General features: G+C 68.0%; 24 protein-coding genes. 10 read left to right on the top strand and 14 right to left on the bottom strand.

The annotated features are described in order from the left end of the window. Nucleotides 1-12: 12 nt before the first annotated feature. Nucleotides 13-516 (top strand): GNAT family N-acetyltransferase, encoded by a 504-nt coding sequence (locus ACQCSY_RS10495; RefSeq protein WP_427135420.1) that lies wholly within the window; start codon nt 13-15, stop codon nt 514-516. 82 nt (nt 517-598) lie between these two features. Continuing rightward, nucleotides 599-1,033, top strand: a complete 435-nt coding sequence (locus ACQCSY_RS10490) for an acyl-CoA thioesterase (RefSeq protein WP_427135418.1) — start codon at nt 599-601, stop codon at nt 1,031-1,033. An 11-nt stretch (nt 1,034-1,044) separates the two neighbouring features. On the opposite strand, the gene ACQCSY_RS10485 is transcribed toward ACQCSY_RS10490, so the two are convergent. The 3 genes from ACQCSY_RS10485 to ACQCSY_RS10475 all read right to left on the bottom strand — a co-directional run bounded on the left by ACQCSY_RS10485 (nt 1,045) and on the right by ACQCSY_RS10475 (nt 3,597). Further along, on the bottom strand, nt 1,045-1,437 hold the full coding sequence (locus ACQCSY_RS10485; RefSeq protein ID WP_427135416.1) for a nuclear transport factor 2 family protein: 393 nt from the start codon (nt 1,435-1,437) through the stop codon (nt 1,045-1,047). Between the two features lie 93 nt (nt 1,438-1,530). Beyond that, nucleotides 1,531-2,721 carry a 4-hydroxybenzoate 3-monooxygenase gene (locus ACQCSY_RS10480; RefSeq protein ID WP_427135414.1) on the bottom strand — a complete coding sequence of 397 codons (1,191 nt, stop codon included), beginning with the start codon at nt 2,719-2,721 and terminating at the stop codon, nt 1,531-1,533. A 102-nt stretch (nt 2,722-2,823) separates the two neighbouring features. After that, nucleotides 2,824-3,597: an IclR family transcriptional regulator gene (locus tag ACQCSY_RS10475; RefSeq protein WP_427135412.1), complete on the bottom strand. Its 774-nt coding sequence runs from the start codon at nt 3,595-3,597 to the stop codon at nt 2,824-2,826. Between the two features lie 149 nt (nt 3,598-3,746). Here ACQCSY_RS10475 and ACQCSY_RS10470 point away from each other — a divergent pair, with 149 nt between their 5' ends. Continuing rightward, nucleotides 3,747-5,084, top strand: a complete 1,338-nt coding sequence (locus ACQCSY_RS10470) for an MFS transporter (protein ID WP_427135411.1) — start codon at nt 3,747-3,749, stop codon at nt 5,082-5,084. A 71-nt stretch (nt 5,085-5,155) separates the two neighbouring features. Here ACQCSY_RS10470 and ACQCSY_RS10465 read toward each other — a convergent pair whose 3' ends face one another. After that, a complete protein-coding gene (locus tag ACQCSY_RS10465; RefSeq protein WP_427135409.1) occupies nt 5,156-6,232 on the bottom strand; it encodes an FUSC family protein in 1,077 nt (358 codons plus the stop codon). A gap of 243 nt (nt 6,233-6,475) precedes the next feature. Here ACQCSY_RS10465 and ACQCSY_RS10460 point away from each other — a divergent pair, with 243 nt between their 5' ends. The 6 genes from ACQCSY_RS10460 (at nt 6,476) to ACQCSY_RS10435 (ending at nt 12,823) form a co-directional block, all read left to right on the top strand. Beyond that, the gene (locus ACQCSY_RS10460; RefSeq protein WP_427135407.1) at nt 6,476-7,369 is read left to right on the top strand and encodes an amino acid-binding protein; all 894 of its coding nucleotides are present in this window, start codon (nt 6,476-6,478) and stop codon (nt 7,367-7,369) included. Nucleotides 7,370-7,667: 298 nt separating this feature from the next. Beyond that, a complete protein-coding gene (locus ACQCSY_RS10455; protein WP_427135405.1) occupies nt 7,668-9,032 on the top strand; it encodes an MFS transporter in 1,365 nt (454 codons plus the stop codon). Nucleotides 9,033-9,132: 100 nt separating this feature from the next. Next, a complete protein-coding gene (locus ACQCSY_RS10450) occupies nt 9,133-9,816 on the top strand; it encodes a GntR family transcriptional regulator (RefSeq protein WP_427135404.1) in 684 nt (227 codons plus the stop codon). Further along, nucleotides 9,813-10,604 (top strand): aspartate/glutamate racemase family protein, encoded by a 792-nt coding sequence (locus ACQCSY_RS10445; RefSeq protein ID WP_427135402.1) that lies wholly within the window; start codon nt 9,813-9,815, stop codon nt 10,602-10,604. Before ACQCSY_RS10450 ends, ACQCSY_RS10445 begins: the two co-directional genes overlap by 4 nt. A 24-nt stretch (nt 10,605-10,628) precedes the next feature. Further along, entirely contained in the window at nt 10,629-12,086 is a 1,458-nt protein-coding gene (locus tag ACQCSY_RS10440) for an amidohydrolase family protein (RefSeq protein ID WP_427135400.1), read from the top strand. A gap of 8 nt (nt 12,087-12,094) precedes the next feature. Next, the gene (locus ACQCSY_RS10435) at nt 12,095-12,823 is read left to right on the top strand and encodes a maleate cis-trans isomerase family protein (RefSeq protein WP_427135398.1); all 729 of its coding nucleotides are present in this window, start codon (nt 12,095-12,097) and stop codon (nt 12,821-12,823) included. A gap of 83 nt (nt 12,824-12,906) precedes the next feature. On the opposite strand, the gene ACQCSY_RS10430 is transcribed toward ACQCSY_RS10435, so the two are convergent. Next, nucleotides 12,907-13,857: a diacylglycerol/lipid kinase family protein gene (locus ACQCSY_RS10430; protein WP_427135396.1), complete on the bottom strand. Its 951-nt coding sequence runs from the start codon at nt 13,855-13,857 to the stop codon at nt 12,907-12,909. Nucleotides 13,858-14,003: 146 nt separating this feature from the next. Between ACQCSY_RS10430 and ACQCSY_RS10425 the strand changes: the two genes are divergently transcribed. Further along, complete coding sequence (locus ACQCSY_RS10425) at nt 14,004-14,240, top strand: hypothetical protein (RefSeq protein WP_427135394.1); 237 nt, start codon at nt 14,004-14,006, stop codon at nt 14,238-14,240. 28 nt (nt 14,241-14,268) lie between these two features. Here the strand turns inward: ACQCSY_RS10425 and ACQCSY_RS10420 are convergent, their stop codons facing one another. From ACQCSY_RS10420 to pcaH, 9 genes are read right to left on the bottom strand one after another with little or no spacing between them, the layout of a single operon-like run. Then, nucleotides 14,269-15,084, bottom strand: a complete 816-nt coding sequence (locus ACQCSY_RS10420) for an IclR family transcriptional regulator domain-containing protein (RefSeq protein WP_427135392.1) — start codon at nt 15,082-15,084, stop codon at nt 14,269-14,271. A gap of 47 nt (nt 15,085-15,131) precedes the next feature. Continuing rightward, a complete protein-coding gene (locus ACQCSY_RS10415) occupies nt 15,132-15,860 on the bottom strand; it encodes a 3-oxoacid CoA-transferase subunit B (protein ID WP_427135390.1) in 729 nt (242 codons plus the stop codon). A gap of 1 nt (nt 15,861) precedes the next feature. After that, entirely contained in the window at nt 15,862-16,539 is a 678-nt protein-coding gene (locus tag ACQCSY_RS10410) for a 3-oxoacid CoA-transferase subunit A (RefSeq protein WP_427135388.1), read from the bottom strand. 3 nt (nt 16,540-16,542) lie between these two features. Next, nucleotides 16,543-17,757 (bottom strand): thiolase family protein, encoded by a 1,215-nt coding sequence (locus ACQCSY_RS10405; RefSeq protein WP_427135386.1) that lies wholly within the window; start codon nt 17,755-17,757, stop codon nt 16,543-16,545. Further along, nucleotides 17,757-18,194, bottom strand: coding sequence for a 4-carboxymuconolactone decarboxylase (pcaC, locus tag ACQCSY_RS10400; RefSeq protein WP_427135384.1), 438 nt, complete (start codon nt 18,192-18,194; stop codon nt 17,757-17,759). The genes ACQCSY_RS10405 and pcaC overlap by 1 nt, the downstream gene beginning before the upstream one ends. After that, complete coding sequence (locus ACQCSY_RS10395; RefSeq protein WP_427135382.1) at nt 18,191-19,054, bottom strand: alpha/beta fold hydrolase; 864 nt, start codon at nt 19,052-19,054, stop codon at nt 18,191-18,193. Before ACQCSY_RS10395 ends, pcaC begins: the two co-directional genes overlap by 4 nt. After that, nucleotides 19,047-20,561: a lyase family protein gene (locus tag ACQCSY_RS10390; protein WP_427135380.1), complete on the bottom strand. Its 1,515-nt coding sequence runs from the start codon at nt 20,559-20,561 to the stop codon at nt 19,047-19,049. The genes ACQCSY_RS10395 and ACQCSY_RS10390 overlap by 8 nt, the downstream gene beginning before the upstream one ends. Continuing rightward, a complete protein-coding gene (gene pcaG / locus ACQCSY_RS10385; RefSeq protein WP_427135378.1) occupies nt 20,558-21,169 on the bottom strand; it encodes a protocatechuate 3,4-dioxygenase subunit alpha in 612 nt (203 codons plus the stop codon). The genes ACQCSY_RS10390 and pcaG overlap by 4 nt, the downstream gene beginning before the upstream one ends. Beyond that, a complete protein-coding gene (gene pcaH, locus ACQCSY_RS10380) occupies nt 21,162-22,070 on the bottom strand; it encodes a protocatechuate 3,4-dioxygenase subunit beta (RefSeq protein WP_427135377.1) in 909 nt (302 codons plus the stop codon). The genes pcaG and pcaH overlap by 8 nt, the downstream gene beginning before the upstream one ends. Nucleotides 22,071-22,107: the final 37 nt, after the last annotated feature.

Raw genomic sequence — 22,107 nt, 5'->3', positions numbered from 1 at the left:
AACGAGGCAGCCATGCAGACCAATCCACGGCTCAACATCCGGCAGGTCACCTGGGCCAACCCCGTCGGCGCCGATCTCCGCGCCGCACAGCAGGCGGAACTGGACGCCCGCTTCGGCACGAGCGACCACGAACCCGGACCGCCGCCGTCGGAAGCCGACACCGCCGTCTTCCTCGTCGCGCACGACAAGGCCTCAGGCCAGCCCGTGGGCTGCGGCGGACTGCGGATCCTGGACGGGCACACTGCCGAGATCAAGCGGCTGTACGTGCTGCCTTACACGCGCGGCTCCGGCATCGCGAGCTCGATCCTGGCCGCGCTCGAAGCCCACGCCCACGCCCTCGGCATCACCTCGATCACCGCGGAGGCAGGCTCGGCGCAGCCCGACGGCAGGAATTTCTACGAGAGCTCGGGCTTCGAGGCCGTGCCCAACTTCGGACCCTACGCGGGTGTGGAGCACTCCTACTGCTATGCCAAGGCCATCGATTCGCACACTGCCGCCCACACCGCCATGGCCTGACACCGTGCGCAGCGGCCCGGACCTGGCACTGCGCAACCCGCCATACTCTTCCCGACGCGCCGACGTCGGCTAACCTCGCACTATGGAACCGGCCGATATCACCTTCCGCACCCGCAAATGGGTGCGGCCCGAAGACCTCAACGCCAACGGCACCCTGTTCGGCGGAAGCCTGCTGAAATGGATCGACGAGGAAGCGGCCATCTACGCCATCCTGCAGCTGGGCAACGGCCGGGCTGTCACGAAGTACATTTCCGAAATCAACTTCGTCAGCTCCGCAGTCCAGGGCGACCTGATCGAAATGGGCCTGACCGCGACCCGCTTCGGCCGCACCTCCCTGACCATGCGCGCCGAAGTCCGTAACATGATCACGCGCCAGAGCATCCTCACGATCGAGGAAATCGTCTTCGTGAACCTGAACCATTCCGGCAAACCGGAACCGCACGGCTACAACGAGATCACCTATGACCGGGACCGGATTCCGACGCACCACCTGACCGAAACCCTGGACCAGGACTAGCGGCTGCTCAATTAGGCCCAGAACTCATCCCCCTTGGCCGTGTCCTCGAAGAACTCCCGGCCGGCGGTAATCCTTCCGTCGCGGACTTCGAACGCGAGGGCGCCGTCCAGGTCCATGATCTTGCCATTGGTTTCGGCGTGGTTGTGCTGCAGCGCCACGGTATGTTTTTCCCCGCCGACGATGTCCTGGACGGTAACTTCCAAGGTTCCCTCGGAGCGCGTGCCCAGCTCGCCGAAGTACGCCAGGATAGCGTCACGCCCCTGCTTGGTCCCGGATAGCACGCCGCTTCCGGCAGCGTGCCAGACTGCGTCCTCCGCGAATATCTCGCTGAGTGTCGCCATATCCCCTGCAATGAAGGCCTCGTACCCCCGCCGGACCAGTTCAGCATTTTCTGTGGTTCCCATGTCGGTTACCTCTCCGTCATCCTTGTCGGGTCATGCTGGGACGGCTTAAGGCTATTCCTGACGCAGGTGCCTGTCGATGGAAAATTGATACGCCTAGCGCGCGCCCGGCCAGCCCGTGTAGGCCTCCGCGAGGTATGCGCGGCCGTGGCGGGATGACACCACCGAGTTGAGCTCGCCGAGCTGGCGGGCGCGGGCGAAGTCATCGGCGTCGGCCGGGGCGTGCAGCATGGACGTCATCCAGTAGGAGAACTGCTGGGCCTTCCAGACGCGGTCCAGGGCGCGGCCGCTGTAGGTGTCCAGGAGCACGGTGGAACCGGTCGAATAGAAGCTGTCGAGTCCTTCGAAGAGCACCTTGACGTCGTTGAGTGCTAGGTTCAGGCCCTTGGCGCCGGTGGGCGGGACGGTGTGTGCGGCGTCCCCGGCCAGGAAGAGGTTTCCGTGCCGCATCGGGGCGTGTACAAAGCTGCGGAACTTCAGGACCGTCTTGTCGATGACCGGCCCTTCCTTCAGCACGAAGCCGTTGCCGTTGACGCGGCTGCGGAAGGCCTCCCAGATGCGGTCCTCGCTCCAGTTGTTGACGTCCTCGTTGGGATTGCACTGGAAGTACATCCGCTGGACCTTCTCGGTCCGCTGGCTGATCAGGGCGAAGCCGTTCTCGGAGTTGGCGTATATCAGCTCGTCGGAGCTGCGCGGGGCCTCGGCCAGGATGCCGAACCAGGCGAAGGGGTATTCGTGGAAGTACCACTTCCTCTGTGCCTCGGGGATCTGGAAGCGGCAGTGGCTGCGGGAGCCGTCTGCGCCCGTGATGAAGTCGGCCTGGAGTTCGTATTCCACGCCGTCGGCGTCCGTGAACCAGACTTTCGGCCTGCCTTCGATGTCGTGGATGGTGGTGTCCGTGACGCTGTACCGGACGTCGCCGCCGTCGGCCCGGCGCCGCGCGGCGAGGTCGATGAAGACGTCCGTCTGCGGGTAAAGCCAGACGGACTCCCCGACAAGGTCCTGGAAATCGATCCGGTGGCTTTCGCCGTTGAAGCGCAGTTCGATCCCGTCGTGACGGTCGCCATCGCTGAGCACGCCGTCGGAAACACCGCTGTCCACGAGGAGCTTGACCGAGCCGTGTTCAAGGATGCCTGCGCGGACGGTTTCCGAGATTTCCTGGTGGCTGCGGACCTCGACGACGGTGGACTCGATTCCCGCCTTGGCCAGCAGGTGGGAGAGCATGAGCCCTGCGGGGCCGGCGCCCATGATGGCGACCTGGGTGGCGATGACTTTACGGTTTGCCATGTGTTCCTCGCTTCATTGCGGGGGCCTCGGTGGCTGGATGCCCTGGGCCCGCTGGATCGTCTGGCTACCAGTCTGCTGCCGGAGGCGTGATACGCGTTACAGCTATTCCATTGAACGGAATTCAGCTCCGCTTTGCGACTCCCCCAGCCGGCGCCCGATGCCCCGGGCTGCGGTCTGGAGGGCGGGCACGAGCGCCTGCAGGCGCACCTCGCGCAGGGGAACCACGACGCCGAGGGCGGCCACGATGCGCTTCTTGCGGTCCAGCACGGGGACGGCTATGCCCCATGTGTCCGGGTCCACCACGCCGGCCAGCTGCGCGTAGCCCTGGTGGGCGGCTTCGCCCAGGAGGATGCGGAGGTCCTCGAGAGCCAGCCTGCCGGTGGGGTCGGTGAATCTTTCAAGGTACTCGGCCTGGACCGGCATGGGCTGGTTGGCCATCAGCACGAGCCCGGCGGAGGACAGGTGCACGGGCATCCGGCCGGCCACCTGCGCACGGTTGGCCGCCGAGCCGCGCCGGGACAGCCGCTCAACGAACAACGCCTCCCAGCCGTCCAGTACGGCGAGGTTCACGTTCTGGTTGAGCACCTGCTGGATGTCCTCCATGAAAGGCATGGCCGCCTGGCGGAGTTCCAATGTGGGGGAATTCCGGTTGACGATTTCCCACAAGCGCAGCCCCAGCCGCACCGACCCGCCCGTGCCGACGTCAAGCAGGCCGTGCCCGGCCAGCTGCCGGACCAGCCGGTGGGCAGTCGTCAGGGGCAGCCCGGTCCGGGCGGCCAGTTCCGAGAGCTGCAGGACGGTGACGCCCTCCGGAAATGCGGCGATCACGCGCACCACGCGGTCCACCACGGAATCGCCGGAGCCCGAGTTGGCCACGCTTCTCCCCTTCCGTTGAATGGTTTGCAGTGTCCCACACAACACCTTGGAGTGATAGAACTCTCAGCATAGGGAAGGTCCGGCCGAAAGCGGCCGCACGTACAAAATAACGCCCGTACAGACCCGTACAGAATAGCGCTGAGGTAGCAATGTCAATGTCGTCATTGGAAGACAAATCACGGTGGCCCGTGTGGCTCTGCTGGCTGGCCATGGTGCTGGACGGCTTTGACCTGGTGGTCCTCGGCACGGTCATCCCGACCCTGATCAAATCGCACGACCTCGGATTCGACGCCGTGGGGGCCACGTTCGCGGCCACCATCTCCCTCGTGGGCGTCGGGCTCGGCGCCCTGTTCATCGCCCCGCTCTCGGACCGGCTCGGCCGGCGCAACCTCCTGGTGGCCTGCGTGACATGGTTCTCCATCTTCACGATCGCCGTTGTCTTCGCGCCCAACGTGGCACTGTTCAGCACCTTCCGGCTGCTCGCCGGACTCGGCCTGGGGGCCTGCCTTCCCGCTGCGCTGGCATATATGAACGACTACGCCCCCGCGGGTTCGGCCGGGAAGTCCACCACGCGGACCATGACCGGCTACCACGCCGGTGCCGTGGCCACGGCGTTCCTTGCCATCATGGTCATTCCTAGCTGGCGGACCATGTTCGTAGTGGGCGGCCTCGCCGGCTTTGCCCTGGTCCCGTTCCTCTGGTTCAAGCTTCCGGAAACCCTCCCGGCGGTGTACCAGGTGCCCCAGGCCGCCGTCCGCCGCGTTCCGGCGGCGGGCACCGCAGCCACCACCTCGGCCGCTGCCCCCGCCGCTGCCCCCGCGGTCCGGCGCGAAGCCCAGCCGGAGGCCGCGCCCACGGAAGAACGCGCCAGCTTCCGGCACCTCGGCCGCAAGCCCTACCCGCTGGTGGCCGCGGGCGTGGCCGTGGCGTCGTTCATGGGGCTGCTCCTGGTCTACGGACTGAACACGTGGCTGCCGCAGCTCATGTCATCCGCCGGCTACACGCTCAACGCCGGGCTTTCACTCCTGCTGGTGCTCAATGTGGGCGCCGTAGTGGGCCTCGTGATTGCCGGCATCCTGGCGGACCGGCACGGGACCAAGAGGATCGTGCTCCTCTGGTTCGGCCTCTCCGCCGTGTTCCTCGCGGTACTCAGCGTCAAGATCCAGAACGAACTCCTGCTCAACGCCGCGGTGTTTGTCACCGGCGTGTTCGTCTTCAGCTCCCAGGTCCTGGTCTATGCCTGGGTTAGCCAGCTCTTCCCGGTCCGCCTGCGCGGGACTGCGCTGGGCTTCGCCGCGGGCGTGGGGCGCCTCGGCGCCATCCTGGGGCCGGCCGTAACCGGCGCCCTCGTGGCCGCCGGGATCGCGTACCCGTGGGGCTTCTACGTTTTCGCCGCAGCCGCGGTCCTGGCAGTCGCGGCCCTCGTGCTGGTGCCGCAGACCGTCACCGCAATGTCCGGCACTCCGACCGCCGTCGGACGCCCTTAGCCGGGCCGTCCCAGCCGGACCTTCCCAGGCGAACCCTCAGGGCGGGGCCGGACGCCGGGCTTCCGGCCGGCTCAGGCGGTGGCCCGCCGCGCTGACTGCCCGGCACGGAGGCGGCGCCAGGCACCCGGCGGCAGCACAACTGCGATGCCGACGGCGGCGCCGATGACGGTCTCCAGGATCCTGTCGCGCAGCAGGATTCCCGGCGCCGTGGGCGCCACCAGGAGCGTCGAGATCAGGGCCAGCGGCGTGACGAACACCTGGGCCAGCACATACTGGCGCGCGATGAACATCTCGGCGCCGAACTGGCACGCCGCGATCACCAGCACGGTCTGCCATGGCGCAGGCTGCAGCAGCAGGATCCCTGCCAGCAGCACCAGGCCCAGAGCCGTGCCGATGATGCGCTGCACGCCCCGGCTCACGCGGTGGCGGGTGCTGTGCCCCACGAGCGGGACCACGGCGGCCACCATAGCCCAGTAGTTGTGGCCGAAGCCCAGCCATTCGCCGGCCACGGTCCCCAGGGTTCCGGCCAGCCCGGCCGCCACGAGGTAGCCCACGCCTTCGAGCCACGCGGCCCGCTTCTCGCCCGGCGTGAGCCGCGCGGGTTTCGGCCTCTCCCACGGCGTCCGGCGGCTCCTGGCCAGGCGGGAGGACATTCCCACCAGCAGGCAGAAGGCGACCGTGAGCGCCGCCGCCAGCATGCCCTGCCACAGCGGCGGCTGGCTGGGGATGGACGCGATGGCCGCGAAGGCGAAGATGTGGAATAGCGAGCCTGCCGGGCGGAGTCGCCACCAGGCGACGATCAGGGAGCCGCCGCCCGCCACGAGCGTGGTGGCCAGGACCTGGATCCAGGTGGTGCTGGCCGGGGAGAGCGCGAAGGCCTCGCCCGCGCGGGCCGTGAGGGCGGCCAGGAGGACCACCAGCAGCATCAGCGCTCCGGCCCGCAGTTGGGTCGTGAAACGTCTGCCGTGCGGCTCATTCCGGCCGTAGATCCCGGTGAAGGCACCGAAGGAGGCGAAGATGGCGAGATCCAGGCGGTCCAGCAGCACCAGGGTGATCAGGGGAACGAAGACGCCGACGCCGCAGCGGAGCGCGACGCGGTGGTCCTTGTTGCCGGGTGCCATGGTGAACATCTCGGCGAGCATCTTCACGGGCACATCTTCATGGGTCAGGCGCCTTTCCTTACGGCCGGAATGTTACGACGGCGGCATTGGCATCCACGCTGGATTCTACGCCGGTGCGGCGCGCTCACGGCATCGAGCCCCGTTGATCGGAACCCGGCAGGAAAACGCACAAAGTGGTGGCGCGGCCGCACGTCCGGGCCTTGTGCGGTGGGTCCGAAACCTTCACCCGGCGGCAACCCGCCTGAAACAGCGGGACACCATGATGGGAGCATGAAGCCCAAAGCCAATGGCAGAACACCGTCGCCGGCCACCGCCGAGTTGAGCTGCGAAGTGTGCGGCCAGATGCCCGAGCCGACCAAGGCGCGGCTCACCCTGGCCAACATCGCCGTCATGCTCCCCATCGAACTGCTCGTGCATGCAGCGGTAGTGGAAACGCACCTGCCGTATGTCGCCAAGGTCCTGGTCCTCACGATGACCGCGACCAGCCTCGTGATCTGGGTGGCGGAGCCCTCGGCGGCGCGGATGCTGAGGCGCTGGCTGCATGCCCCGGCCCTGCGCCACCGCAAAAGGCTCGGGACGGCGCCTGCCCTGTGGCGGGCCCGGACCGTGCTGAAGGACAGACCGGGGTCATTGCAGAAGATGACGCAGGCCCTGGCCGGGCTGGACACCAACATCCTGAGCATCCACGTCCACCCGGTGGCCGGCGGAGTACTGGACGAGTTCGTGCTTTCCGCGCCGGGGGAACTCCGCGAAGGCGAACTGCTCAGGGCGCTGCGGGTGGGCGGCGGGGCTGATCCGCACGTCTGGCCCACCACGGCCCTGGCCATGGCGGACGGGCAGACCGGCGCCCTGAGCCTGGCCGCCCGGATCGCCGCCAACCCGGATGAGCTGCCGCTGGCCGTGGCGGAGCTCCTCCGGGCGCGGATAGAGGCCCGACAGGCCTCCGGCACCGCCGAAGCAAGAATTCCCCCGGCGACGGACGGGACCGTCCTCAGGATCCCGACCGCCTGGCACGGGCCCATCACGTTCTCCCGGCCCGGCGAACCGTTCACGCCGGCGGAATCCGCGCGCGCGCACCGGCTCGCGGAGCTTGCCGAGATCCTGGCCCACCGCCCGGCCGTCCCGGCAGACCAGGACGCGAGCGGGCTGTCATTCCCTTCGTGACCGCGAACCGCCTCGGGAGTCCCTTCGGGCCGACTCATCCAGGGCAGTCACAATCGGTAAAAACGGCCGCGGTCGGGCATCAACATAAAAAATCCTTGACAGTGGCACAGGTCACTTCTATCTTTAATTTTGGGATCCCAAACCGGGATCCCAAAGTGCCGCGGTCCCGGACCGACGCCGCCCAGCGCGCCTTCGAATCCCACCGGTGACGGGACGGCCGCAGCCCAATCCGGCCGCCGGCCCGCCACCGCACCTGAGTCTTTCCCCTGCCCGCAATCTTCCCCGTGAAGGAGAAGCTGTGTCTCTTCAAAATACCGAAACTGAAACATCTGCACCTACTAGCAACATTGACAGCAAGACGGAACGCAAAACCGGCAAGGACGGCGTGCGACGGCGCACCAACGTCCGCTGGAAAATGTTCCTGCTCCTGCTGGTGCTCGTAGCGGTCAACTACATCGACAGGGGCTCCATCTCGGTGGCGCTCCCCATCATCCAGAAGGAATTCAACCTCGCCCCGGAGCTGGTGGGCCTGCTTCTTTCGGCCTTTTTCTGGACCTACGCGCTGATGCAGATCCCGGTGGGCCTTCTGATTGATAAGTTCGGCCCCCGGAAGGTGATGACAGCCTCCTGCCTCGGCTGGGGCGCTGCCACTGCGGCATCCGGCCTGGCCGGCGGCTTCCTGAGCATGTTCATCGCCCGCCTGGGCATCGGCGTCACCGAAGCCGGCGTCATGCCGGCCGGCGGAAAGCTCAACGCCATCTGGATGCACAAGGCAGAGCGCGGCCGCGGCGCAACCATCCTCGACGCCGGCGCCCCTCTGGGGGCGGGGCTCGGCGGCATCCTCATCGCCGGCCTGATCGCATCCACCGGCAGCTGGCGGAGCTCCTTTATCATCGCCGGCGCCGCCACGGTGCTGATGGGACTGGCCGTGTGGTGGTACGTCCGGGACAATCCGCGCCAGCACCGCGGAGTCAACGACGCCGAAGCCGAATACATCGAGTCTTCGCATGCCGAAGAGGACGCCGCCGCAGAGCTGGACGGTGTCAAGGGCAAGCGCGCACTGTTGCCCTACCTGAAGTTCCGTTCCTTCTGGGCCATGTGCTTCGGCTGGCTGGGCTTCAACGGCGTCTTCTACGGCCTCCTCACGTGGGGCCCCCTCTACCTGGCCCAGGCCAAGGGCTTCGACCTCAAGACCATCGGCTGGTCCACGTTCGTGATCTTCGGCGCCGGCTTCGTGGGCGAGATCCTGGGCGGCACCATCGCCGACAAGTGGCGGGCTGCCGGCGCGTCAGCCAACCGCGTCATGCGCACCCTGCTGGGATTCTCCAGCGTTGTTGTGATCGGAGGCCTCGTAGGCGTCACCGTCGTGGCGGACCCGACGACGGCCGTAGTCCTGCTCTCCGTGGTGATGTTCTTCCTGCGCTGGGTGGGCCTGTTCTGGAGTATCCCCTCCATCCTGGGCGGCCGGACCAATGCGGGCGTACTCGGCGGCGCCATGAACTTCAGCGGCAACATCTCCGGGTTCGTCACACCCATTGTGGTGGGCCTGATCGTGGGCGCCACCGGCTCCTACACCTGGGCGCTGCTCTACTTCGTCGGATCCGCAATCATCATGGGAGTGTCCGTACTGACGCTGGATTACAACAAGCGGCTTGCTGTCTAAGCTAACAGTCCTAGGCTAGGCGCCGCATTACCTTCCTCCCGCGCTTCCTCGGGCCGGCGCCGGGGGCGCAATGCCACACAAGAAACCCGAATGGAGCACCATGCTTGCCGCAGAAGAAACCCAGGACAAAGAACGCCCCCTCCGCGAGGCCGTCCGGGACACGCTCCGCACCCGGATTTTTGAAGGTCATTACGCTCCCGGCACCCGGCTGGTGGAACGGGACCTCGCCGCCGAGTTCAGCGTGTCGCGGCTTCCCATCCGGGAGGCGCTGCGGATGCTGCGCCAGGAAGGCCTCATCAGCGACCGCGCCTCCCGGGGGACGGAGGTCAGCACCCTCAGCCCCAAGGACGTCGAGGACCTGTTCGATGTCCGGCAGTCGCTCGAGGTGCTGGCCTGCCGGCTCGCCGCGGTCCGCGCCACGCCACAGGACCTCGAATACCTCGAAGGCCTCCTCGAAGAGGCCCAGCGATGCCTCACCAAGGGCGCCGTCATGGAGGCGCACCGCGCCAACAGCGAGTTCCACGACGCAATCACACGGATCGCTGACAACGGCTTCCTCAAGTCCGCACTGGAACCCCTGCAGGGCCGCATGCATTGGCTGTTCCGCCATGTAAGCGACCTGCCGGAACTGATCCAGGAACACCGGGAGCTCTACGCCGCCATTGCCGGCGGCGACCCCGAGCGCGCCGCAACCCAGTCGGCGTCGCACATCGGCAAGTACCGCGAGCAGTTCCCAGAGGATTTCCTCCGGACAGAACCCGCGCTTCATCGGAAGAACAAATGAAACTTCTTGTTATCAATCCCAATATCAGCGAAGACGTCACCGCGCTCATTGGAGCGGAGGCCCTCCGCTCCGCCGCACCGGGCACCGAACTGGTGGTCCGCACCGCCGCCCATGGTGTGGAATACATCGAAACCCGCTTCGAGTCGCTGATCGCCGCCAGCGCTGTCGCCGAAATCATCGCCGGCTACAGCGGTGGCCCGGCCTCCAGCCAGGCCGACGGCGATAAAGTCGACGGCATTGTCGTGGCGGCCTTTGGCGACCCCGGCATGCCCGCCCTGAAGGAGCTCACCGACGTCCCCGTCATCGGCATCACCGAGGCTGCCCTCTGCGCCGCGGTGCTGCAGGGCCACCGCTTCTCCATCATCGCCATCTCGGACCGGATCCGGCCGTGGTACCTGGACTGCGTGGAGCGCTTCGGCCTCGGCGGCCGGCTGGCCTCCATCCGCTCCATCAACGAAAGCCTCAACGGCATCGGCTCGGTGCAGCAGGACTTCAAGGAAACCCTGCTGGCGCTCAGCCGACGGGCCGTCACCGAGGACGGGGCCGACGTCGTGATCCTCGCCGGCGCGCCCCTCGCCGGACTGGCCCGCGAACTCAACGGCCAGATCCCCGTGCCCGTTGTTGACGGCATCTCCGCCGGCATCAGCATGGCCGAAGCCGTCGTCGGTCTCCGGTCCGGCCCGCACCGGGCCGGCGCCTTCGCTCCGCCGCCGGTCAAGAAACGCAAGGGGCTCTCTGAAAACCTCGACGCCGCCCTGAGCGCCGCCCAATCCGCCGCATCCCACTAGCTTCATCGCCTTAGGAGGACACCGATGTCCAACACCCCAGACCTCGTCATTGCCAACGGGACCGTCGTCAACAGTTTCGGCCGCCAGCACGCGCACATCGTGGTGCGGAACGGCAGGATCGACCGACTGCTGGATGCCTCGGAACCGGCCCCCGCAGCCGCCCGCACCGTCGACGCCACCGGCCGCCTCGTGATTCCCGGCGGCGTGGACGGCCACTGCCACGTGGCCCAGGTGACCGGGCGCTTCCGCACCCTGGACGACTACCGGACCACGTCCACCGCCGCGCTGTGGGGCGGCACCACCACCATCATCGACTTCGGCATCCCCCGCGACGCCCAGGAAACCCCGCTGGCGGCGGTCCTCCACAAGAAGGAGCTGGCACAGGACTCCCGCTGCGACGTCGCCCTCCACGGCTCGGTGGTCAGCTGGGACGAAACCGTGCCGTGGCAGCTGGAGCAACTGGCCGCCGAGGGCGTCCGGTCCGTCAAGATGTACACCACCAACCGCGGCACCACCATGGCGGACGGGGACACCATCCTGAAGGTCATGCGCGAGATGGTGCGGCTGGACGGGCTCACCTACATCCACGCGGAGCACGATCCCATCATCGCGGACTGCACCCAGCAGCACGCGGACGACGGCAGGATCGGCATCGGGCACCTGCACCGGACCCGACCGGAGCTGGCGGAGGAGATTTCGGTCAAGGAAACGCTGGCCATGGCCGAGTACACCACGGCGCCCGTGTACTTTGTGCACCAGTCCACGCCCGGTGCTGTTGACCTGGTCACGGAGGCCCGCAGCCGCGGCCAGGAAGCGTTCTCGGAAACATGCCCGCACTACCTCACCCTGGACGACTCGGTCTACGGCTCCACGTTTCCGGAGTGGTACGCCTGCTGCCCGCCCATGCGCAGCGCCGAAACCGTCGCCGCGCTCAAGGACCGGCTTGCCACCGGCGCCATCCACACGATCGCCTCGGACCACTCCTGCTACGACCTCTCACAGAAGAGGGAACGCACCGATGACATACGATTCATGCCGCACGGCCTGCCGGGCGTGGAAACCCGGATGCCCGTGACGTTCACGGCCATGATGGGGCGCTCCGGCGACGCCGGCACGAGACGGGTGGAGGACTTCGTGGAGGTGTTCTCGGCCGGGCCGGCTCGGATCAATGCCGTGCCGGGCAAGGGGACCATCGCGGCAGGCTACGATGCCGACCTCGTCGTCTTCGATCCCGCCGAGGAACGCACCGTTGACGGCGGGGCACTGCATATGGGCACGGACTTCTCGCCGTTCGACGGCCGGACGCTCACCGGCTGGCCCGCCGTTGTGATTTCCGCCGGGCGGGTGGTGGTGGACGCCGACGGCTTCCACGATCCGGGCCCCGTGGGCCGCTTCGTAGCCCGGAACGGCTTCATCGAACACCGCGGCGCGCTGTCCCCGCAGCCGTCCCCCGCCGGCCCCTCCATTCTCGCTGCCCGTTAGGAGCCCCCATGCCTTCCGCCACCCGCCCCACCCGCATCGGCATGATCGTGCCGTCGTCCAACACGTGCCTGGAGCCGCAGAGCTACCGCATCCTGGGCGAGCGCCGCGACGTCACCCTGCACTTCACGCGCATCAACGTCACGCGCATCGCGCTCGACGAGTCCTCTGACACTCAGTTCGACGCCGCCGGGATGCGGGCCGCCGCAGAACTGCTGGCGACGTCGGACGTGGACGTCATCGCCTGGAACGGCACCTCCGGCTCCTGGCTCGGAGCGGACCACGACCGGGCACTCGTCCGCGGGATCACCGAGGCGACCGGCATCCCTGCCACGACGTCGACGCTCGCCTACCTGGAGGCGTTCAAGTCGTTCGGCACCGATCGGATCGGCATGCTCACCCCGTACACGGCGGATGTGAACGAGGCCGTCGTCGGGTCCTATGCGCGTGAGGGGATCAAGACAATCGACCACCGGCACCTGGACCTGAGCGACAACGAGTCCTTCGCCCGGGTCACGGACCAGGAGATGCTGCCGGGTGCGCTGGAACTCGCGGCCTCCCGGCCGGACGCGCTCATCTACCTGTGCACAAACCTGTACGGTGCCAACATCACGGCGGAGGTGGAGGAGAGGACCGGGGTGCCGGTGCTGGACTCCGTCGCCGTCACCCTGTGGCACTGCCTCAAACTTGCCGGGTCCCCCTTGCTCGCACCAAGGTGGGGCCGGCTGCTGACCGACTAGATGTCCTAACAACTAGCCAGGCAGTCCAGGCAAGTACCGACGGCGGCCCGCCCACTGGGAGCGGGCCGCCGTCGAACCTTAACTCAGGCCGCCTTCGCGGCAGTCATCCTGAGGGTGAGGGCCTCATGTTCCGCCGTGACCTTGAGGTGTTTCGCCTTGCCGAGGTGGTCGCCGTCGAGCTGGAATTCCTGCTCGTGGTCCAGGTCGATTTCGGCGGATTTGCCCGCGAAGTACTCGACTGACTGGTTCTTGCTGTTCTTCCGGCCGAAGACCCCGGCCAGCACGTTCAGCCAGCCGAGCCGCCCGACCGGGGCCAGGATGACGACGTCGAGGATTCCGTCGTCCACTTTGGCGTCGGGGAAGATCTCCACGCCGCCCATGATCTTGCCGCAGTTTCCGATCATCACGCTGCGGATCCGGCGGCGCACCGGGTGCTGTCCGTCAATGCTGATACTCGCTTTTACGGGCCTGCCCGGCAGGCGACGGATGCCGGCATCGACGTACGCGAGCCAGCCCACCCGGTCCTTGAGTTCGTCCACGGTGTTGGCCATGATGGCGGCGTCATAGCCAAGGCCTGCCATGACCAGGAAGAGCTGTTGCACCTCGGCGTGGTCAAGGCTGGCCTTCACGACATCCACCTTAGTGTCCGTGCCCGTGAGTACGTCGTGGCTGGCGGCCACGGGATCGGTTATGTCGATGCCGAGGTTGCGGGCCAGCAGGTTTCCGGTGCCCAGCGGGACGATTCCCATCGGGGTGCCGGTGCCCGCGAGGACCTCTGCCACGCAGCGGACGGTGCCGTCGCCGCCGGCGGCAACGACGACGTCGACCCCTGCCTCCTGGGCCTGGCGGGCCTGGCCCAGCCCGGTGTCCTCTGCCGTGGTTTCCAGCCAGAGCGGCTCGGCCCAGCCTTCGTTCTCGCACAGCCGGTAGAACGCCGCCCGGAAGGCTTCGCCCGGGGATTTCATGGGGTTGATGATCACGGCGGCGCGCTTGGCCTGTGTATTGCTATCAGGCGCAGGGTTGTTCTCTGGCATGGCGTCCTTCGAGGGCAAGTGGGCGGGAGGTGTCCCGAGATGAAATCCTAGCCGGAGTCGCCGCGTAACTTCCGCAGCGCGGGCACAAATCATGGACGTTCGATCCGCGGGGTCACTAGACTGGGCATGCTTATGAAAGGGGACACATGACTGAAGCAGAGAAGTACACAGCCGCGGCTGAGGCATCCAGCATGGATCCCCATGACTGGGGCCGGGCAATGGCGCTGGCGGTCACACGGCTCGCCGAGCAGCTGGCGCCTGAGGGCAGCGACGACATTCACGCCTCCCTGGTGGGCAGGGACCTGCACCTCAAGATCAGTGACGACCCTGCCGGAGTCACCATCAGGGTTTCAACAGGGCCCATCTCCGGTCCCGAAGGCTGAGCCCCGTCCCGGAAGGCTGAGCCCGGAGTCACCGTCCTGAGGACAGGTCTTCGGAGATGAGCTCGGCGGTGGCCACTGTCGCCTCGCGCACCGAGTCCAGGAAGGCTTCCGGGTCCGGCCGCGCGGCCACGGCCTGGGCCTGCATTGAGACGTTGATGGCCGCCACGACCTTCGGCCCGTCATGGACCGGCGCCGCGACGGACATCAGCCCGACTTCCAGTTCCTGGTTCAGCAGGCACCAGCCCTGTGCGCGGACGGTGTCCAGCTCCGCCAGTAGCGCCGCCCGCGTCCCGATGGCCAGCGGGGTGAGGGGCCGGATCTCGGCGGCCGCGAGGTATTCCTCCAGCTTGGCGGGCGGCAGGGCCGCGAGCAGCACCCGGCCCATGGACGTGGCGTAGGCCGGGAAACGCGTGCCCACGGTGATGCCGACGGTCATGATCCGCCGGGTCGAAACGCGGGCGATGTAGGCGATGTCGGTGCCCTCAAGCACCGCGGCCGACGTCGACTCCCCCAGCTCGAGCGAGAGTTCCTCCAGGTGCGGCTGGGCGAGCTGCGGCAGGGACAGCCCGGACAGGTAGGCGTAGCCGAGCTGCAGCACCTTGGCGGTCAGTGCGAAGATCTTGCCGTCGGTGCGGACGTAGCCCAGCTCCACCAGGGTGTGCAGGAACCGGCGGGCGGTCGCCCGGGTCAGCTCTGTCCGGGCCGCCACTTCGGTCAGCGTCATCTTCGGATGGTCCGTGTCGAAGGCGCGGATCACGGCGAGTCCCCGTGCCAGCGACTGCACGTACTGGTCGCTGGCGGCGGGGGCACCGTCCGCCCTGGCGCTCTTGGCTGCCTCAATCATTTCCCACCTCATGTTCCCGCATCACTTTATACGCGCGGGACGAGTTGTCAGCTTCCGACGGCGGAGGCGGCCTTGAGCGGTACCGGGACCATCGCCTGGAGCTCCTCGAGGCTGCAGCCGAAGGTCTCGCGCACCTCGACGCCGTCGGGGCCGGTCAGGAAGACGGCCTTGTCGGTGTAGACGCGGGTCACGCAGCCGATCCCGGTGAGCGGGTAGGTGCAGGCCTCGACGACCTTGGACACGCCCTCGCGGGTCAGGAGCGTCATCATCACGAAGACGTCCTTGGCGCCGGTGGCGAGGTCCATGGCCCCGCCGACGGCGGGGATCGCGTCAGGGGCACCGGTGTGCCAGTTGGCGAGGTCGCCCGTGGCCGAGACCTGGAAGGCGCCCAGCACGCAGATATCCAGGTGCTCGCCGCGCATGATCGCGAAGGAATCCGCGTGGTGGAAGTAGGACGCCCCGGGCAGTTCGGTCACCGGGATCTTGCCGGCGTTGATGAGGTCGCCGTCAATCTGGTTCCCGGTGGCTTCCGGGCCCATGCCCAGCATGCCGTTCTCGGTGTGGAGCGTGATGTTCTGCTCCGGTTCGAGGTAGTTGGAGACCAGGGTGGGCTGGCCGATGCCGAGGTTCACGAAGGAGCCGGGCTTGATGTCGCGGGCCACGAGGCGCGCGAGGTCGTCCCGGCCCAGCGGCTTGTCGGAGGTCTGGATGGACGTCTGTGTGCCGGCCTGGACGCCGGCGTGGCTGCTGGTCTGGTCACTGGACTGCACGCTCATCTCAGGCCACCTTCCCTGTGTTGCTAACGAGGACAACGCTGTTGACGTAGATTCCGGGGGTCACGATGATCTCCGGGTCGAGGCCGCCCGTGGGGACGATCTCGGACACCTGGACCACGGTGTGCTTGGCTGCGGCGGCCATGATGGGGCCGAAGTTGCGGGCGGTCTTGCGGTAGACGAGGTTGCCCTTGCCGTCCGCCTTGAGCGCCTTGATGAGTGCAACGTCGGCGTGGATGGGGGTCTCGAAGACCTGGCCGCGGCCGTCGAGGATACGCGTTTCCTTGCCTTCGGCGAGCATGGTGCCGTAGCCCGTGGGGGTGAAGAATCCGCCGATCCCGGCGCCCGCGGCACGGATCCGCTCGGCGAGGTTGCCCTGCGGCACGAGTTCCAGTTCGATCTGCCCGAGGCGGTACTTTGCGTCGAAGTGCCACGAGTCGGACTGGCGGGGGAAGGAACAGATCATCTTCTTCACCCGGCCCTCCTTGATCAGCAGCGCGAGTCCCTGGTCGCCCTGGCCGGCGTTGTTGTTGACCACGGTCAGGTCCGTGGCGCCACAGTCCATCAGGGCGTCGATGAGTTCGAACGGCTGGCCGGCGTTGCCGAAGCCGCCGATCATGACGGTGGAGCCGTCCTTGATGCCGGCGACGGCCTCGCCGACGGTGTCTACGAAGTTCAGCATGTCCTAGCCCTTTACTGTGCTGGTGCCGGAGGAAGCGGTGACGTTTTCGAGCACCACGGCCAGGCCCTGCCCGACGCCGATGCAGATCGCGGCGACGCCCCAGCGCTCACCGGAGGCCTGCAGGCTGCGGGCCAGGGTGCCGAGGAGGCGGCCGCCGGAGGCGCCCAGCGGGTGGCCCATGGCGATGGCGCCGCCGTGCCGGTTCACGATTCCGGGGTCGATGCCCCAGGCGTTGATGCACGCCAGTGACTGCGCGGCGAAGGCCTCGTTGAGTTCGACGGCGCCCACCTGGTCCCAGCCGATGCCCGCCTTGGCGAGGGCCTTGTTGGCGGCCTCCACGGGGGCGTAGCCGAAGAACTGGGGATCGTTGGCGTGCGCGCCGCGGCCGGCGATGCGGGCCAGCGGTTCCAGGCCGAGCAGCCCGGCGGCGTTTTCGCTGCCGAGCCAGGCCGCGGAGGCACCGTCGGAGAGCGGGGAGGCGTTGCCGGCGGTGACGGTGCCGTTCTCGGTGCGGAACACGGTCTTGAGCCCGGCGAGCTTTTCGGCCGAGGACCCGGCGCGGATGCCTTCGTCCCGGGTGAGCTCGGTGCCGGGGACGACGGTCACGAGATTGTCGTAGAACCCCTCGTCCCAGGCCGCGGCGGCGAGGTTATGCGAGTTGGCGGAGAATTCGTCCTGCTGTTCGCGGGTCACGCCGTACTTCTCGCGCAGCCGTTCGGTGGCCTCGCCCAGGGAGATGGTCCACTCCTTCGGCATGGCCTTGTTCACCAGGCGCCAGCCCAGCGTGGTGGAGGCGAGGTTGAGGTCGCCGGCCGGGTAGGGCTTCTCGGTCTTGGGCAGGACCCAGGGGGCGCGGCTCATGGATTCGGCGCCGCCGATCAGCATGAGCTCGGCGTCGCCGGTGTTGATCTGGCGGGAGGCGATGATGGCGGCGTCCAGGGAGGAACCGCAGAGCCGGTTGACCGTGGTGCCGGGGATCGACACCGGCAGTCCGGCCAGCAGGGTGCCCATCCGGGCGATATTGCGGTTTTCCTCGCCGGCGCCGTTGGCGTTGCCGAACACCACTTCGTCTATCCGCTCGACGTCGAGCTTCGGCGCGCGCTTGACGGATTCGCGGATCACGTGGGCGGCGAGGTCGTCCGGGCGGACGGCGGCGAGGCCGGAGCCGAACTTGCCGAAGGGCGTCCGCACGGCGTCGTAAATGTAGGCCTGGTTCATTATTTATCGCCCATTTCTTCTGTATCCATTTCTTTAAAGACCTGCTGGGCGGTCTTGAAGGCGGTGTTGGCGGAGGGGACCCCGCAATAGATGGCGGTCTGCAGCAGGATTTCCTTGATTTCGTCCCTGCTCAGGCCGTTGGTGATGGCCGCGCGGATATGCATGGCCAGTTCTTCCCAGTGCCCGTGGGCCACCATGGCGGTGATGGTGACGGCGGAGCGCATCTGCCGCGGCAGGCCCGGGCGGGTCCAGATCCCGCCCCAGGCGATGCGGGTGATCATGTCCTGGAAATCCTCGGTGAAGGAGTCCTTGTTGGTGTTGGCGCGGTCCACGTGCGCGGCGCCCAGGACCTCGCGGCGGACGGCCATGCCGCCGTCGTGGATCTCCTGGCTCGTGGCGTCCGGCTGGACGACCCCGTTTCTTTCGGGGCCGCTCATTGTTCGACGCCTGCTTGTTCGACTCCTGCTCGTTCGACTCCTGCTTGTTCGACTCCGGCTTTTTCGACGCCGGCGATAAAGTTCCGCAGCAGGTCGGCGACCTTGGCGGGTGCCTCGAAGGGTGCCAGGTGGGCGACGCCTGCCAGCGCGACGGCCGTGGCGGTGCCGCCGCCGGCGGTGATGCCCTCGACCATTTCGTCCGCGAACGACGGCGGGGCGACGGTGTCCTCCATGCCGGCTACTGCCAGCGTGGGGACGCGGATGCTGCCGAGCTGGGCGCGGACGTCGAATCCGGCGAGGGCTTCACAGCAGAAGGCGTAGCTGAAGCGGTCGGCGTCGCGCAGGCTGTGCAGGAGCCGGCTGCTGAGCTCCGGCTGGCGTTCCATGAAGCCGGGGCCGAACCAGCGCTGTGCCGAGCCCTGGATCATCACCGGCGTGCCCTGGGTCCGCACGGTTTCGGCGCGTTCCAGCCAGCCTTCGGGGGTGCCGAGTTTCGCTCCGGTGCACTGCACGGAGAGGCTCTTGAGCCGGTCGCCGTGCTTGATGCCCAGCTGCAGGCCGGTGGCGCCGCCGAGGGAAACCCCGGCGTAGTGGAACCGCGTGCCCGGGGCGATCGAGTCGACCAGTTCGACGACGGCGTCAGCCAGTTCGGCGACGTCGAACGCTTCCCTCGCGGCCGGCGAGATGCCGTGGCCGGGCAGGTCCCAGGCGACGACGTCGACGTCGTCCCCCAGCAGGGCGCCGGCCTGGGTCCAGAGCAGGGAGGATGTCCCCAGCGACGGCCCCACGATGAGGAGGGGCTTGTCGCCGAGCGCGCGCTGGGGCGAAAGCAGTACTGCCTTGACTGTTGGTCTAGCCACGGGAGGCTCCGTTCAGGTCGAGGGTCGGTGGGCTGGCCGCGCCGGCGTCCCTGCCAGGGGCGTACTCGGGATACGCCGCGAGGATGCGGCGGGAGATTTCGGCGGCCTGGCCGAGGTAGTTGGCCGGATCCAGCAGCTCCTCGAGCCGGGCGTCGGGGAGCAGCTCCGCCGGGACGGCCGCACGGAGCAGCCGACGGTAGGCGGCGGCCTGCTCCGCGGCCGGGGCCTGGAGCGTCTGGTCCACGACGGCCTGCAGGCGCTGCTGGCCGGTACGTCCGGAATTGTCGGTACCCAGCAAAGGCGCGACGGCGGCGGTCACGGCCTCGGACAGCAGCAGCGGGCCGGAGAGGTCCAGGTTGCGGCGCATGGCATCCGGGAAGAGCTGTAGTCCCCCGGCCAGCTCGCGGAGCTGCCCGGCGGCGCCGAGGGCCAGCCGGAGCAGCTGGCGCAGGGCCGGCCATTCGCTGTGCCACGCGCCGTCAGGGCGTTCGTCGTTGAAATTGGCGGCGGCCAAGTGCAGCTGCGCGGCCAGGTTCGGCGACTGCAGGGCGGCGCTGCGGACCAGCACTGACAGCACGGGGTTCTGTTTCTGCGGCATGGCCGAGGAGACGCCGCGTCCGGCGGCGCGCGGTTCGGCTAGCTCGGCCACTTCCGGCCGGCTCAGGAACAGGACGTCGGACGCGATCTTGCCCGCCGCGTCCGTGACGGCAGCCAGCGCGTCGCCAAGTGCGGTCACGGCGAGGCGGTTGGTGTGCCACGGCGCCGGAACGGGGGCGAGGCCCAGCTCGGCGGCCAGTCGGTCCGAAAGATCAAACGGCGAGAGCCGGGAGCCTGCGGTCAGCACGGTCCCGGCGGCCAGGGTTCCGGCCGCTCCGCCGGACTGGACCGGCAGTTCGAGGGCTTCGAGCCGGCGTGCGGCGGCAGCCAGCCCGGAGAACCATTGCGCCGCCTTGAGCCCGAAGCTGAACGGCAGGGAGTGCTGGGTCAGGCTGCGGCCCACGCACAGCGTCTGCGCGTGCTGTTCCGCAAGGGCCGCCAGCGCCGCCGTCGTTGCCCTGAGCTCGGCGAGCAGTTCGCGGACGGCGCCGCGGGCCAGCAGCATGAGGGCCGAGTCGAGCACGTCCTGGCTGGTCAATGAGGTGTGCACGGCCTGCACTGCACCAACGCCCGCGGCGCCGGTCCCGCCGGTGTCGAGGGCCCTGACCTGCTCGCGGAGGTCCGCGAGCAGCGGGATGACAGGGTTGGCCCCGCCCTGCGCGCGCACGGCGATGCCCGCGACGTCGTAACGGTGCACCTCGGCGGCCGCTGCCACCACGGCGGCAGAACCGGCCGGCGCGAGGCCAGCCTCTTCCAGGACCGCGGCCCAGGCGGCCTCGACCCGGAGGATGGCAGCCAGCACCGCCCGGTCCCCCGTCAGCGCCGCCACGAGGGGCGACGCCGACACAGGACTGAGTAGGTTGAAATCGCCTTGCAGGCCGATGTCGCTGTCGCTTTCGAAGGAGGTCACTTCGAGGAGTCCAGGGAATCAATGCCCTCGGAGTCGCTGGCTTCGAAATCGAGGAACACGGTCTCGTCCTCGCCCTGGAGCCGGATGTCCCAGGTGAGTCCGCCGTCGGCGTCCCGGCGCGCGATCAGCGTCCGGCGGCGTTCGGGTTCCAGCGAGCTGAGCAGCCGGTCCTTGGCCAGGGCTTCCTCATCTTCCGGAAGGTAGACCCGCGTGAACAGCCGGTTCATGAGGCCGCGGGCAAACACTGCCACCGAGATGAACGGCGCGGCCCCCGCATCGGTGGGGCCCGGGTTCACCGTGGTGAAGGTGAAGGTGCCGGTGTTTCCCACCGCGCTGCGGCCGAAGCCGGTGAAGGTGTACCCGTCCCGGACCAGGGAGCCGGTGTGGTGCGGGACCTTTCCGTCCGCGTCCGCCTGCCAGATTTCCAGGATCGCGTCCGGGGTCGGGTGCCCGGCGCCGTCGTACACGGTGCCCTGGAGCCGGATGGAGCCCGGGGAACAGGGGGGCAGCAGGTCGCGGTCCTTGGCATAAGGCAGCGCGTAGCCGTAGAAGGGTCCGACGGTCTGGCCCGGTGTTGGAGTCAGTTTGGCGGGGGTCAGCTTACTCATGGTCGTCTCCGTCTGCTCCCAGAGCCTCGTTTTCGGTCCAGGTCCGCTTCGAGCCGGTCAGCACGATGTCCCAGTTGTACGCCAGGGCCCATTCGGGTTTGGTCTGATCGTGGTTGTAGCTGGCCACGAGCCGGTCGCGGGCGTCCTGGTCGACGATCGACTGGTAGATCGGGTCCAGCGGGAAGAGCTGGTCGCCGGGGAAGTACATCTGGGTGATGATCCGCTGGGTGAATTCCGAGCCGAACAGGGAGAAGTGGATGTGGGCCGGGCGCCAGGCGTTGAGGTGGTTCTTCCACGGGTAGGCGCCGGGCTTGATGGTGGTGAAGCTGTACGAGCCGTCCGCGCCGGTGATGCAGCGGCCGACGCCGGTGAAATGGGGATCGATCGGGGCAGGGTGCTGGTCGCGCTTGTGGATGTAGCGGCCGGAGGCGTTGGCCTGCCAGATCTCGACGAGCTGGCCCGCCACAGGGCGGCCGTCGCCGTCCAGGACCTTGCCCGCGACGATGATGCGCTCACCCTGGGGTTCACCGTTGTGCTGAATCGTGAGATCGGATTCGAGGGCGTGCACGTCCATGTGCCCGAAGGCCGGGGAGTACAGCTCGATGGTTTCCGGGTCCGCGTGGTGCAGGCTCTTGGTGGGGTGGCGCAGGACGCTGCTGCGGTACGGGGCGTAGTCGAGCCGGGGCTGGGTTTCCGCCGGGGCACCGTTCTTGAGCGCCTGCGCGTAGGCCTCGCCGATGGCCTTCATCTCGGCACTGAGGTCCGCCTGCGACTCTGCGGCGGCATCCCCGGCAGCGACAGCACTCGCGTACGTCTTTGGTGCGGCCTCCGTGACGTCGTCCGACACGTCTTCGGTGATCGGGTCAGCGTTGAATATTTCGAGGCTGATTTCTTCCGGCACAGCAGCCTCCTTTCGTTGGGAGTTGGATAGGGCGTGT

Source organism: Pseudarthrobacter sp. S9 (genome assembly GCF_050156545.1).
Taxonomy (GTDB): domain Bacteria; phylum Actinomycetota; class Actinomycetes; order Actinomycetales; family Micrococcaceae; genus Arthrobacter.
This window is presented reverse-complemented; position numbering and strand designations above follow the sequence as displayed.

Excerpts from the sequence above, each read along its gene's own strand:
- ACQCSY_RS10450 (WP_427135404.1), top strand. The coding sequence starts at position 9,133 with ATGCTTGCCGCAGAAGAAACCCAGGACAAAGAACGCCCCCTCCGCGAG.
- ACQCSY_RS10410 (WP_427135388.1), bottom strand. The coding sequence starts at position 16,539 with ATGCTGAACTTCGTAGACACCGTCGGCGAGGCCGTCGCCGGCATCAAG.
- ACQCSY_RS10470 (WP_427135411.1), top strand. The coding sequence starts at position 3,747 with ATGTCAATGTCGTCATTGGAAGACAAATCACGGTGGCCCGTGTGGCTC.
- ACQCSY_RS10485 (WP_427135416.1), bottom strand. The coding sequence starts at position 1,437 with ATGGGAACCACAGAAAATGCTGAACTGGTCCGGCGGGGGTACGAGGCC.
- ACQCSY_RS10460 (WP_427135407.1), top strand. The coding sequence starts at position 6,476 with ATGAAGCCCAAAGCCAATGGCAGAACACCGTCGCCGGCCACCGCCGAG.
- ACQCSY_RS10420 (WP_427135392.1), bottom strand. The coding sequence starts at position 15,084 with ATGATTGAGGCAGCCAAGAGCGCCAGGGCGGACGGTGCCCCCGCCGCC.
- ACQCSY_RS10480 (WP_427135414.1), bottom strand. The coding sequence starts at position 2,721 with ATGGCAAACCGTAAAGTCATCGCCACCCAGGTCGCCATCATGGGCGCC.
- ACQCSY_RS10490 (WP_427135418.1), top strand. The coding sequence starts at position 599 with ATGGAACCGGCCGATATCACCTTCCGCACCCGCAAATGGGTGCGGCCC.
- ACQCSY_RS10425 (WP_427135394.1), top strand. The coding sequence starts at position 14,004 with ATGACTGAAGCAGAGAAGTACACAGCCGCGGCTGAGGCATCCAGCATG.
- ACQCSY_RS10495 (WP_427135420.1), top strand. The coding sequence starts at position 13 with ATGCAGACCAATCCACGGCTCAACATCCGGCAGGTCACCTGGGCCAAC.
- ACQCSY_RS10445 (WP_427135402.1), top strand. The coding sequence starts at position 9,813 with ATGAAACTTCTTGTTATCAATCCCAATATCAGCGAAGACGTCACCGCG.
- pcaG (WP_427135378.1), bottom strand. The coding sequence starts at position 21,169 with ATGAGTAAGCTGACCCCCGCCAAACTGACTCCAACACCGGGCCAGACC.
- ACQCSY_RS10440 (WP_427135400.1), top strand. The coding sequence starts at position 10,629 with ATGTCCAACACCCCAGACCTCGTCATTGCCAACGGGACCGTCGTCAAC.
- pcaC (WP_427135384.1), bottom strand. The coding sequence starts at position 18,194 with ATGAGCGGCCCCGAAAGAAACGGGGTCGTCCAGCCGGACGCCACGAGC.
- ACQCSY_RS10405 (WP_427135386.1), bottom strand. The coding sequence starts at position 17,757 with ATGAACCAGGCCTACATTTACGACGCCGTGCGGACGCCCTTCGGCAAG.
- ACQCSY_RS10415 (WP_427135390.1), bottom strand. The coding sequence starts at position 15,860 with ATGAGCGTGCAGTCCAGTGACCAGACCAGCAGCCACGCCGGCGTCCAG.
- ACQCSY_RS10430 (WP_427135396.1), bottom strand. The coding sequence starts at position 13,857 with ATGCCAGAGAACAACCCTGCGCCTGATAGCAATACACAGGCCAAGCGC.
- ACQCSY_RS10435 (WP_427135398.1), top strand. The coding sequence starts at position 12,095 with ATGCCTTCCGCCACCCGCCCCACCCGCATCGGCATGATCGTGCCGTCG.